Origin of the sequence: Streptomyces sp. NPDC052042 (assembly GCF_044548345.1) — a bacterium.
In the GTDB taxonomy this organism is placed as follows: domain Bacteria; phylum Actinomycetota; class Actinomycetes; order Streptomycetales; family Streptomycetaceae; genus Streptomyces.
This window is the reverse complement of the sequence record NZ_JBIUBU010000008.1, coordinates 223,187-235,052: the sequence shown is the minus strand read 5'-3', so window position 1 is coordinate 235,052 and position 11,866 is coordinate 223,187. Positions and strand designations below refer to the sequence as shown.

At 71.3% G+C, this 11,866-nt stretch carries 11 protein-coding genes; 8 read left to right on the top strand and 3 right to left on the bottom strand.

From position 1 onward, the window contains the following. Window positions 1-114 precede the first annotated feature (114 nt). A complete protein-coding gene (hutU, locus tag ACIHCL_RS16550) occupies window positions 115-1,776 on the bottom strand; it encodes a urocanate hydratase (RefSeq protein WP_399862203.1) in 1,662 nt (553 codons plus the stop codon). A gap of 172 nt (window positions 1,777-1,948) precedes the next feature. Here hutU and ACIHCL_RS16545 point away from each other — a divergent pair, with 172 nt between their 5' ends. The 4 genes from ACIHCL_RS16545 (at window position 1,949) to ACIHCL_RS16530 (ending at window position 4,091) form a co-directional block, all read left to right on the top strand. Further along, window positions 1,949-2,371: a hypothetical protein gene (locus ACIHCL_RS16545; RefSeq protein WP_399862201.1), complete on the top strand. Its 423-nt coding sequence runs from the start codon at window positions 1,949-1,951 to the stop codon at window positions 2,369-2,371. Continuing rightward, the gene (locus ACIHCL_RS16540; protein WP_399862199.1) at window positions 2,368-3,144 is read left to right on the top strand and encodes a winged helix-turn-helix domain-containing protein; all 777 of its coding nucleotides are present in this window, start codon (window positions 2,368-2,370) and stop codon (window positions 3,142-3,144) included. Before ACIHCL_RS16545 ends, ACIHCL_RS16540 begins: the two co-directional genes overlap by 4 nt. A 38-nt stretch (window positions 3,145-3,182) precedes the next feature. Next, window positions 3,183-3,647 (top strand): roadblock/LC7 domain-containing protein, encoded by a 465-nt coding sequence (locus tag ACIHCL_RS16535; RefSeq protein ID WP_399862197.1) that lies wholly within the window; start codon window positions 3,183-3,185, stop codon window positions 3,645-3,647. Between the two features lie 69 nt (window positions 3,648-3,716). After that, window positions 3,717-4,091: a hypothetical protein gene (locus ACIHCL_RS16530; RefSeq protein ID WP_399862195.1), complete on the top strand. Its 375-nt coding sequence runs from the start codon at window positions 3,717-3,719 to the stop codon at window positions 4,089-4,091. A 91-nt stretch (window positions 4,092-4,182) separates the two neighbouring features. On the opposite strand, the gene ACIHCL_RS16525 is transcribed toward ACIHCL_RS16530, so the two are convergent. After that, complete coding sequence (locus ACIHCL_RS16525) at window positions 4,183-5,028, bottom strand: MurR/RpiR family transcriptional regulator (RefSeq protein ID WP_399862193.1); 846 nt, start codon at window positions 5,026-5,028, stop codon at window positions 4,183-4,185. 320 nt (window positions 5,029-5,348) lie between these two features. Between ACIHCL_RS16525 and ACIHCL_RS16520 the strand changes: the two genes are divergently transcribed. Next, entirely contained in the window at window positions 5,349-5,768 is a 420-nt protein-coding gene (locus tag ACIHCL_RS16520; RefSeq protein WP_399862192.1) for a hypothetical protein, read from the top strand. Window positions 5,769-6,166: 398 nt separating this feature from the next. On the opposite strand, the gene ACIHCL_RS16515 is transcribed toward ACIHCL_RS16520, so the two are convergent. Beyond that, window positions 6,167-7,573, bottom strand: a complete 1,407-nt coding sequence (locus tag ACIHCL_RS16515; RefSeq protein WP_399862190.1) for a cystathionine beta-synthase — start codon at window positions 7,571-7,573, stop codon at window positions 6,167-6,169. Between the two features lie 178 nt (window positions 7,574-7,751). Between ACIHCL_RS16515 and ACIHCL_RS16510 the strand changes: the two genes are divergently transcribed. The 3 genes from ACIHCL_RS16510 to ACIHCL_RS16500 all read left to right on the top strand — a co-directional run bounded on the left by ACIHCL_RS16510 (window position 7,752) and on the right by ACIHCL_RS16500 (window position 11,807). Next, on the top strand, window positions 7,752-8,864 hold the full coding sequence (locus tag ACIHCL_RS16510; protein ID WP_399862316.1) for an SGNH/GDSL hydrolase family protein: 1,113 nt from the start codon (window positions 7,752-7,754) through the stop codon (window positions 8,862-8,864). Between the two features lie 406 nt (window positions 8,865-9,270). Next, complete coding sequence (locus ACIHCL_RS16505) at window positions 9,271-10,491, top strand: acetyl-CoA C-acetyltransferase (protein WP_399862188.1); 1,221 nt, start codon at window positions 9,271-9,273, stop codon at window positions 10,489-10,491. Between the two features lie 458 nt (window positions 10,492-10,949). Further along, window positions 10,950-11,807 carry a hypothetical protein gene (locus tag ACIHCL_RS16500; protein ID WP_399862187.1) on the top strand — a complete coding sequence of 286 codons (858 nt, stop codon included), beginning with the start codon at window positions 10,950-10,952 and terminating at the stop codon, window positions 11,805-11,807. Window positions 11,808-11,866: the final 59 nt, after the last annotated feature.

The window sequence follows — 11,866 nt, the reverse complement described above, 5'->3', positions numbered from 1 at the left end:
CTCCCGTGTCCGGACCTGCGCCCCGGTCTGCGCCCGTACGCGTGGCGGACCCCGGACCTGCGTCGGCTCCCGCGTCCATGCCGTGCGTACCGGCCTCGGAACCGGGCGGCCGGCTCACTGCTCGCCCTCCGCCATCGGCACGCGCACGCCCTTGGCCGCGGCGACGGACTCCGCGATGTCGTATCCGGCGTCGACATGCCGGATGACGCCCATGCCCGGGTCGTTGGTGAGCACCCGGCGGATTTTCTCGCCCGCCAGCGGGGTGCCGTCGGCGACGGTGACCTGCCCGGCGTGGATGGAGCGGCCCATGCCGACACCGCCGCCGTGGTGGAGGGAGACCCAGGACGCGCCGGACGCGACGTTGACCATGGCGTTCAGCAGCGGCCAGTCGGCGATCGCGTCGGAACCGTCGAGCATGGCCTCGGTCTCGCGGTACGGGGAGGCCACCGAGCCGCAGTCCAGGTGGTCGCGGCCGATCGCCAGCGGGGCGGCCAGTTCGCCGGAGGCGACCATGTCGTTGAACCGCTCGCCGGCCCGGTCGCGCTCGCCGTAGCCGAGCCAGCAGATCCGGGCGGGCAGTCCCTGGAAGTGGACGCGTTCCCCGGCCATCGTGATCCAGCGGTGCAGCGACTCGTTCTCCGGGAAGAGGTCGAGGATCGCCCGGTCGGTCTTGTGGATGTCGGACGCCTCACCGGACAGCGCGGCCCAGCGGAACGGCCCCTTGCCCTCGCAGAAGAGCGGCCGGATGTACGCCGGAACAAAGCCGGGGAACGCGAACGCCCGCTCGTAGCCCGCGAGTTGCGCCTCGCCGCGGATCGAGTTGCCGTAGTCGAAGACCTCGGCCCCGGCGTCCATGAAACCGACCATCGCCTCGACGTGCTCGGCCATCGATTCCCGGGCGCGGGTGGTGAAGCCCGCCGGGTCCTTGGCCGCGTACGAGGCCATGTCGTCGAAGTCGACCCCGATCGGCAGATAGGAGAGCGGGTCGTGCGCGCTGGTCTGGTCGGTGACGATGTCGATCGGGGCGCCCTCGGCGAGCATGCGCGGCAGCACCTCGGCCGCGTTGCCCAACAGGCCGATCGAGAGCGGCCTGCGCGCGTCCCGGGCCTCGACGGCCAGCTGGAGCGCGTGTTCGACGGAGTCGGCGCGCACGTCCAGGTAGCGGTGCCCGATCCGGCGCTCGATGGCGCGCGGGTCGCAGTCGACGCAGATCACCACGCCGTCGTTCATGGTCACGGCGAGCGGCTGGGCGCCCCCCATGCCGCCGAGTCCGGCGGTGAGCGTGATGGTTCCGGCCAGCGTCCCGCCGAACTTCTTGGCGGCGACGGCGGCGAAGGTCTCGTAGGTGCCCTGGAGGATGCCCTGGGTGCCGATGTAGATCCACGATCCCGCGGTCATCTGGCCGTACATGGTGAGGCCGAGCGCCTCCAGGCGGCGGAACTCCTCCCAGTTAGCCCAGTCGCCCACCAGGTTGGAGTTGGCGATCAGCACGCGCGGCGCCCACTCGTGCGTCTGCATGACACCGACCGGACGCCCGGACTGGACGAGCATCGTCTCGTCCTGCTTGAGCGTCCGCAGCGTGCGCACCATCGCGTCGAAGGAGCGCCAGTCGCGGGCCGCCTTGCCGGTGCCGCCGTAGACGACGAGCCTGTCGGGGTGCTCGGCGACCTCGGGGTCCAGGTTGTTCTGGAGCATCCGGAGGGCGGCCTCCTGCTGCCATCCCAGGGCGCTCAGCTCCGTACCGCGCGGTGCCCGTACCGGTCGGGGTCCTGACATGGCGACGCCTCCTCGCGACTGTAACTCTTCTATTCACATCCTGATGTTCTGAATACTCGTAGTCAACAGCCCCTCGGAGGCCCCCCTTGCGCATATGCGTGTAGAAAATGCACAAGTACGTTGCGTAGTCTCAGGGTCACAGCTGTACGTCACGTCGGAAGGGAAAGGGCGCGTGCCAGGAATCGACGAGTGCCTGCTCGAGGTCATGAGGCTGCCCGGTGCCCGCGGCGCCGCGGTGGTCGACTGGACGAGCGGCCTCGCGCTCGGCACCATCGGCGAATCGCCCAACGGTGACCACGAGGCCACCGCGGCGGAGACGGCCGAGGTCGCACGGATGGCGGCCGAGCAGCCCGCCTTCGCGGCAGAGGCCACGGGGCCGTCGGCCGCGGAGCCGTACGGGGCGGCCGACCGGCCGTCGTCCCCGGTCGAGGACGTCATCGTCACCACCCGCGCCGGGTACCACATCCTCCGTTTCGTCGAGACCACCTTCGACAGCAGCGTCGTCGTCCACCTCTGGCTCGACCGCGCGGAGGGCAATCTGGCCCTCGCCCGCATACGGCTGGGCGAAACGGCCGAGCGGCTGGTCCTGGCATGAGGGCGACCACGTCCGCCCCGCTCCCGCCCCTCTCCCCGATGCTGGAGCGCCTCGCCGCCGAGCGCGCCACCGGCGCCCTGATACGCGACGGCGGCACCCTCTACGTCACCGAGGGCCGGGTGGTGCACGCCGAGAGTCCGCTGACGCCCGGCATCGACGTCCTGCTCACCAGGGGCGGCGTCCTGCACCCCGGCGGCTGGTGGGAGGCGGTCGCCCAGGCGGGCGCCGAGCAGCAGGTCGCCCGTTACCTGGTGGACAGCGGGAGCGTGCCGGGCGGGGCGCTGGAGCTGTGCCACCTGGGCGCGCTGTACGACGCGGCGTTCTTCGCACTGGCCCCCACCCGGAACCCGGCCCGCTTCCGTTACGGGGTCTCCCACTGGATCGGCCCCGTCCGGCCCGTCCCCGTCGATGCCGTGCAGCGCGAGACGTTCCGGCGCCGGGAGCTGCTGGACCGGATCTGGCCAGAAACGGAGACCGACAGCGCACCGCTCGTCCGGACGCCCCGTCCGGTCGACGCCCCCGTTCCGCCGGCCCGGCGCCGCGTGCTCGATCTCGTGGACGGGGTGCGCACCGCGTCGGACATCGCCCAGGAGCTGGGCGGTTCGGCGTTCCACGTCCTGGTGGGACTGCGGCGCCTGGCCGCCGCCGGACTGGTCGAAACGGTACCGGAGCCGCCCTCGGCCTCCCCCGGCCGGATCACGCTTCCCGAGGTCGCGGCCGACCCCGACGTCGCCCTGCTGTACCGGCTCCGGGACGCATTGGAGGCCCTGTGATACGCGCGCTCAGACAGCGTGCCGGGAGGAGACAGCCGATGGTGCCCGAGGCCGAAGTGCGGGGTGTCCTGGCCGAGCTCCAACGTCTACGGGCGCGGGTCCCACTCCTCTCCGGCGCCCTGGCGGCCAGCACCGACGGACTCGTCCTGGCCCATGACACCCCGGGCGTGGAGGCCGAGGGAGTCGCCGCACTGACCGCGGCCGCGCTCGGGGTGGCGGTCCGGCTGACGGACGCGACCGGCCGGAACGGCTTCCGTGAACTTCTCGTACGCGGCGAGAGCGGCTACATCGCCACGTACGCCGCCGGGTCCTCGGCCGTCCTCACGCTGCTGGCCGAGGACCGGATCAACGTCGGCCGGCTCCATCTGGAGGGCCGCCGGGCGGGCACCCTGATCGGCGAACTCGTCGACACCGCGCTCGAACGCGCCGCGCACCCGGTGCCGCAGGCCCACGTCCCCGACCACCTGACCCCACAACCGGGGCCGTTGCCACGCCGTATGTGACATCGGCAACCCCGGAGACAACCCAGCGATCCGGCCGACCCGGCCGGTCAGGAAAGGAAACAAGCACACATGGCGAACACCGAAGCGTCCCTCAAGGAAGCAATGTCGTCCATCGAGGGCACCCTCGGCGTCGCACTCGTCGACTACACCAGCGGAATGGCGCTGGGCACCCTCGGCGGCGGCAAGGACTTCAACCTGGAGGTCGCCGCAGCGGGCAACACGGATGTCATACGCGCCAAGCTCCGCACCATGGAACACCTCGGCCTCCAGGACGAGATCGAGGACATCCTGATCACCCTCGGCTCCCAGTACCACCTGATCCGGCCGCTCACGGCCCGTGGCAACAGCGGTCTGTTCCTCTACCTGGTGCTGGACTCGGGCCGCGCCAACCTGGCGATGGCCCGCCATCAGCTGAAGCGGATCGAGGCCGGCCTGGAGGTCTGACCCGCGACACCGGCACCGACACCGCGCCCCACCGGGCGCGGCGTCGTTCGTCATCGGCCGGCCGGTGCCCGGCGCGCACCGGAGCCGGGCGTCACTCGGCGAACAGTCCGCGCGCCACCGCCCGCGCGTCGAATTCCTCCAGTCGTGCCTGGGCGTCGGGCAGGTCGTCGCACATCGCCTCCAGCAGCACCCGGCCCAGCAGCATGGGCGCGCACGCGGTGTCGAAGGCGAGTCCGGTACCGACGGCCGCCGGGATCAGCAGATCGCTGAACCTGGCGACGGGCGCGAAGGCGGAGTCGGCGACCGAGACGACGGCCAGCCCCTGCTCCCGCGCGTACCCGAGGGCGTCGACGACCTCCTTCGGGTACCGGGGCAGCGCGAAGCACATCAGGGCCGTGGCACCCGCCCGTCGCGCCGCGTCGATCCGGTCGTGCAGCATGCTGCCGCCCTCGTCGAGCACCCGGACGTCGGGGTGGACCTTGGTCGCGAAGTAGCCGAACCCCCGGGCCTGCGAGGAAGCGGCCCGCAGCCCGAGCACCGGCAGCGGCCGGGAGGCCGCCAGCATCCTGCCCGCGCGTTCGATGGGCGCGGGGTCGGCGAGCAGGTCGGCCAGGTGCCGGAGGTTCTCGATCTCGCCGAGGACGGCCTGCTGGTACTCGTTGTACGCGTCGTCACCGCCGCCCGCCCCGGACCCGGTGGGGGCGACCTCCCGCAGGTGCTTGCGGAGCGCCGGGTAGCCGTCGAAGCCGAGCGCTACGGCGAACCGGGTGACGGACGGCTGGCTGACTCCGGCGAGCTCGGCCAGTTCCACGCTCGACAGGAACGGGACGTCCTCGGCCCTGCGCACCATCCAGTGCGCGATGCGCCGCTGGGTGGGGGTGAGCCGACGCCCCTCGAAGAGCTGCTGCAACCGCGCGGCCGGGTTGCTCCCGCTCATGCTGTCCTCTCGGTAGTTCCCTCGCACCACGGTCCGGCGCCGACAGAGACCATTCAGCCAGCAAGGCGTCTGCATGTCCATATGCAGCGGGCTCCGTCGCGGGCCTCAGCGGGCTCCGTCGCGGGCCTCAGCGGCCGGTGGTCGCGGTGGCATGAACGGACTGTGCCGAACCGGCCCGAAAGGACGTCGGCGCGGACGGTGGGAAGGGGCGGACCAGCGGAAGAAGAGGGAAGAGAGAAGAAGAAAGAAGCGGAGGGAGCGGGAAAGAGGGGGGATAGCCCCACTGCCCGCAGGGCGGGCCGATTCGTACGGTGACAGACATGAAATCCCGAGACCCGGAGCTCAAGAGCGAACTCGACGCCACCTTGCACGCCCGTAGTGAACTCGGTTCGGATTACGAGTCCGCGCTGGTCGAGTCGTTCCTGGAGAAGGTCGAGCAGCGGCTCGACGCCACCCTCGACCGACGCGTCCGGCGTCATCTCGCCGAGCAGCAGGTGAGCGCCGCCCGGGGCGGGCGACAGCCGCAGCCCCTGGGCGGATTCTGGGAACGGTTCGGCTTCGGGATCGTCTCGCTGGTCCTGGCCATCCCGCTGTCGGCGATCGCGGCGGCCATCGCCCACACCGAGGGCCTGATCATCGCCTGGTTCGGCATCCTCGGCGTCAACGCCGTGTACGCGGCCCGCGACTGGCCCTGGTTCCAGCGCCGTTCCGGACACTCGAAGTCCGACTGGGACGACTGAGACGCCGACCGGGACGATCAAGGCTCCGGTTGGGATGACCGAGGCTCCGGCCGGGACGACCAGGATGCCGGCGGGGCGCGGCAACCGAGCCCCGCCCGTGGAAGGCCGACGCGGGGACCGCCGCACCCCCGGTCCCCGGAGGGCGGGACGACGGCGATCCCCGCGAGGAACGCGGGTCCGGGGCAGAGCCGGTCGCCGCGTCCGGGCGACGGGAGGTCCGGGAGCCGCTCCGTAGTCCGTGTCGCCGTATCGGGTGCCGGCCGGATTCCCCGCCGACACCCCTCACCGTGTCGGACCCGTGTTAAGCGGGTGCTGCGCGCATGTGTCGCGCGCGTACCGTTTTCGCGAAGCCCGCACCGGCGCGCGCCCCGCGAAGCCGTCACCGCCGGGCCCGGTCGCTACGGCTTGCCGCCCGTCATGTCCTTCGCCAGGAACGCCAGCAGGTCCTGCCTGCTGACCACGCCCTTGGGCTTGCCCTCGACCAGCACGATCGCCGCGTCCGCCGCGTTCGCGCCGCTGAGCACCGACATCAGGTCCTCGACCGGTTCGCCGGACCCGACCTGGGGCAGCGGCGGCGACATGTGCTTCTCCAGCGGGTCGGAGAGCGAGGCGCGCTGGGCGAAGAGGGCGTTCAGCAGTTCACGTTCCACCACCGAGCCGACGACCTCGGCGGCCATCACGTCCGGGTGGCCCGCGCCCGGCTTCACGATCGGCATCTGCGAGACGCCGTACTCGCGCAGCACCTCGATCGCCTCGCCGACGGTCTCCTCGGGGTGCATGTGGACGAGCGCCGGGACCGGGCCGTCCTTGTGGTCGAGCACGTCCCCGACCCGGGCCGACGGACCCGCGTCCTCCAGGAAGCCGTAGTCGGCCATCCACTCGTCGTTGAAGATCTTGCTGAGGTAACCGCGTCCGCTGTCCGGCAGCAGGACGACGACCACGTCATCCGGCCCCAGCCGCTCCGCGACCTCCAGGGCGGCGACGACCGCCATGCCGCAGGAGCCGCCGACCAACAGGCCCTCCTCCTTGGCGAGGCGGCGGGTCATCTGGAAGGAGTCCTTGTCGGACACGGCGACGATCTCGTCCGTGACCGTCCGGTCGTAGGCGGTCGGCCAGAAGTCCTCGCCGACGCCCTCGACGAGGTAGGGACGCCCGGAACCTCCGGAGTAGACCGAGCCCTCCGGGTCCGCGCCGATGACCTTGACGGCGCCGTCGCTGGCCTCCTTCAGGTAGCGGCCGGTGCCGCTGATCGTGCCGCCGGTGCCGACCCCCGCGACGAAGTGGGTGATCTTCCCCTCCGTCTGCTTCCACAGCTCCGGACCGGTGGTCTCGTAGTGCGAGCGCGGGTTGTTCGGGTTGGAGTACTGGTCGGGCTTCCAGGCTCCCGGGGTCTCGCGGACCAGCCGGTCGGAGACGTTGTAGTACGAATCAGGGTGTTCGGGATCAACGGCCGTGGGGCAGACGACCACTTCCGCACCGTAGGCGCGCAGCACGTTGATCTTGTCCGTGGACACCTTGTCCGGGCAGACGAAGATGCACTTGTACCCCTTCTGCTGGGCGACGATCGCCAGGCCGACGCCCGTGTTACCGCTGGTCGGCTCGACGATCGTGCCGCCCGGCCGCAGTTCGCCGCTCTGCTCGGCGGCCTCGATCATGCGCAGGGCGATGCGGTCCTTGACCGAGCCGCCGGGGTTGAAGTACTCGACCTTGGCCAGGACCGTCGCCTGGATGCCGGCCGTGACGCTGCGCAACCTCACCAGCGGGGTGTTGCCTACAAGGCTGATCATTGAATCGTGGAATTGCACCGTGTACTCCGCAGTCTCCGTATGGGTGCGGCCAGCGTATGCGCACTGGCGGAAGAAGGGACGGGAGAACGGGCGGGAGATGGGTCGGCGTGATTGAGCGACGGCCACCGCGGGGCAATGAGATGTACGTACGGCGGTACGGCGACGAGAGGTGGACCGGACTGTGTCGAGGGCACGAGTGGCACGGCGGATCGCAGCGGGCGCGGCCTACGGCGGTGGCAGCATCGGGCTGCTCGGCGCGGCGGCGGTGGGCGTCCTGCTGGCGGAGGTCCAGTTGGCGAAACGGCACGTGGGCGGCGGTGTCGCACCGGTTCCGCCGAAGGCGGACGGGCGGTACGGGGTGGCCTTCGCCGGACCCGCCGAACCGCTTCGGCTGGGGCTGCTGGGCGACTCGACGGCGGCGGGACTAGGGGTGCGCCGAGCCGGTCAGACGCCGGGGGCGCTGCTGGCCTCGGGGCTCGCGGCGGTGTCCGAACGGCCGGTGGACCTGCGCAACGTGGCGCAGCCGGGCGCCCGGTCGGACGACCTGGAGCGGCAGGTCTCGCTGCTGCTCGCCGATCCGTCCGCCACACCGGACGTCTGCGTGATCATGATCGGCGCGAACGATGTGACGCACCGGATCCCCGCCACACAGTCGGTGCGCTGTCTGACCACGGCGGTACGGAGGCTGCGCACGGCGGGCGCGGAGGTGGTGGTCGGCACCTGCCCGGATCTCGGCACGATCGAACCGGTCTACCAGCCGCTGCGCTGGCTGGCCCGCCGGGCGAGCCGGCAGTTGGCGGCGGCCCAGACGATCGGCGCGGTGGAGCAGGGCGGGCGCACGGTGTCGCTGGGCGACCTGCTGGGACCGGAGTTCGAGGCGAATCCTCGGGAGCTGTTCGGACCGGACAACTACCACCCGTCGGCGGAGGGGTACGCCACGGCGGCGATGGCCGTGCTGCCGACGCTCTGCGCGGCGCTTGGGCTGTGGCCGGACTCCGACCGCCTGGACGGGGCCCGGCACGAGAACATGCTGCCGGTGGCCAAGGCGGCCTCCCAGGCGGCCAAGGAGGCCGGTACCGAGGTCACCGCGGCCCGGGCGCCTTGGGCGCTCCTCAAGCACCGCAGGCGGCGGCGCCTGCCCGCGGCCACGGAACCCCACCCAGAGCCGCACCCGGGGCCGGACGGCCAGGAGACACCGCGGTCCGCTCCCACCACGACGAAGACGAAGGCAGACTCGGAAGGGACGAAGCGGCGCGGGGAGCGGCGGAAGGAAGCCCGAAGGACGTCGCGGGACCTCCGGGCCAACTGACCGGCCGACCGCCCGACCGCCCGGCCGGCCGGCTGATCGACCGCGATCCGCCGCACGGCGACGGGCGCGCGGGACGGCTCGGCGACCGCATCGACGGCCGCCCGGATGCGGCGGGGCGGCGTCCGGAGATGGCGTGGCGTCCGGAGATACGGGCGCCAGGAAACGATCGAACAGAGAACAGGAACCGGCCGGACGTACGGGTGCCGGAGACGGCTGGACCAGCCGGACCGACCAGAATCGGCCAGACCGGTGGGACCGGCTGGAATCGACCGATCCCGGCCTGAGCAAGCGCTTAGAAAAGAGGTCGGCGTCACATGCGCTGCCCGATGACCCAGCATCTACGTACAGGTAACTTCCAAGTCAGTACCTGCCCGAACCCGCTTTCCAGCCCTCATGGAGCCGCGTGATGCCCGAAGCCGTGATCGTCTCTGCCGCCCGCTCGCCCATCGGGCGGGCCTTCAAGGGTTCGCTGAAGGACCTGCGTGCGGACGACCTGACCGCCGCGATCATCCAGGCCGCGCTGGCGAAGGTTCCCGAGCTGGACCCGAGGGACATCGACGACCTGATGCTCGGCTGCGGCCTCCCCGGCGGCGAGCAGGGCAACAACCTGGGCCGCATCGTGGCCGTGCAGATGGGCATGGACCACCTTCCCGGCTGCACGATCACCCGCTACTGCTCGTCCTCCCTCCAGACCAGCCGGATGGCGCTGCACGCCATCAAGGCGGGCGAGGGCGACGTCTTCATCTCGGCCGGCGTCGAGATGGTGTCGCGCTTCGCCAAGGGCAACTCCGACAGCCTGCCGGACACGCACAACCCGCTGTTCGCGGACGCCGAGGCCCGCACCGCCGCCCGCGCCGAGCAGGGCGGCGAGGGCTGGCACGACCCGCGCGAGGACGGTCTGCTGCCGGACGCGTACATCGCGATGGGACAGACCGCGGAGAACCTGGCCCGGCTCAAGGGCATCACCCGTCAGGAGATGGACGAGTTCGGCGTCCGCTCGCAGAACCGCGCCGAGGAGGCCATCAAGAAGGGCTTCTGGGGGCGCGAGATCACCCCGGTCACCACCCCGGACGGCACGGTGGTCTCCAAGGACGACGGTCCCCGCGCGGGCGTCACCATGGAGGGCGTACAGGGCCTGAAGCCGGTGTTCCGCCCCGACGGGCTGGTCACGGCGGGCAACTGCTGCCCGCTCAACGACGGCGCCGCCGCACTGGTGATCATGTCCGACACCAAGGCGCGCGAGCTGGGCCTGACGCCGCTGGCCCGGATCGTCTCGACCGGCGTCTCCGCCCTCTCCCCGGAGATCATGGGGTATGGGCCGGTGGAGGCCAGCAAGCAGGCCCTGAAGCGGGCCGGGCTGACGATCGATGACATCGATCTGGCCGAGATCAACGAGGCGTTCGCCGCCCAGGTGATCCCGTCCTACCGCGACCTCGGTCTGCCGCTGGAGAAGGTCAACGTCAACGGCGGCGCCATCGCCGTCGGCCACCCCTTCGGCATGACCGGCGCCCGGATCACCACCACGCTGATCAACAGCCTCCAGTTCCACGACAAGCAGTTCGGCCTGGAGACCATGTGCGTGGGCGGCGGCCAAGGCATGGCCATGGTCATCGAGCGGCTGAGCTGAGCTGGAGCGGAGGGTAGGGGCCGCCCGAGGGACGAGGGCGGCAGCTGCCCGCAGCGGAAGCGAAGCGAAATGCGACCACAAACACGAGCGGCTGAGCCGAGTTGGAGCAGAGGGCAGGGACCGCCAGAGGAACGAGGGCGGCAGCTGCCCTCCGCGGAGACCAAGCGGAATGAAACGCGGCCACGGACGCGACGGCGGGTGCCTCGCCGACGAGCGTGGGCGCGTTCGTTTTGTTCGGGCCCAAAGAATGGCCGGTTTCCGAGCCCCAGCCGTGACCGAATCTCCCCCAGGATGTGACCTACGTCCCAGGAGAGCACCATTCCCGCAGGTCGCACCAGTACCGACCTTAAACACCGGGCCGAAAGACCTGTCCAATTCGTGACGTAATGCACTGACACCGGGCGCGGGCAGAGGACAAGCTGAGGTAGGAAGTCGGGGAATCCATCGGAACCGGGAGTATGTCAGTGAGCGCCATGTCTCTTGCCCTGTTGCTGACCACCGCCGCCGCCACGGCCGTGGGCGCCGCTGCGCTGCGTGCTGCTCACGGGCTGCGCAAGCAGATCTCCGCCCTCCGTGCGGAGCTGGCCGCGACCCGTGCCGACGGCGCCGCCGTGCCACCGCAGATACGTGCGGCGGTCGCCGAGGCGCTCGCCGAGGAACGGGAGCGTGAGCTCGCCGAGGCCCGCGCCTTCTGGGCTTCGCAGGAAGCCCGGGACGCCGAAGACAGCCCGTCCCTGCTGGGTGGTCTGTCCGGAATCGGCGAGGAGGCGTCGCTGTACATGCCGCGCCAGGCGGACTTCGCGGGCCTGGAGGCGATGGATCTCGACTCCGCCGAGGCACTCGAAGAGCTGTCGGAGTTGTCTGAGCTGTCGGAGCTGGCCGAGGTCGCCGAGTTGGCGGAGGTGACCGAACTGGCGGAGACCGCCGAGTTCGCCGAGGACTCCGCCGAGCTGGCCGCGGCCCGCCGCCGCCACCCCTCGCACCCCGACTTCGTACCGGTGCGGACCCCCGTGGTCGCCGATCACGAACGCACCGTGAACCGCCTCGAAGAGCTCGCCGACAGCCGTACGGAACTCACCGACGTGCGCCCCGGCCCGCTCGGCACCCTCGATGTGTACGTCTTCGCCGACGGCACCACGCTCTGTATGACGCCCGGTCACCGGGAGACGGCCGAGCGCCTGGCCGCGTCGCTGCTCGCCGGGGAGCGCCCCGTGCTGCTGGGCGGCTCCGGGGTGTCCGGCGCGTACGCCCTGACCTTCTCGTGCGGCGAGGAGAACGTCTACATACTCGCCGACCGCGTCATCGCCTCGTTCTAGCCATCCCGGCCGCCCCCGGCCATTCCCCTTGAGCCAGCCCCGGATGCAGCGGCCCTCGC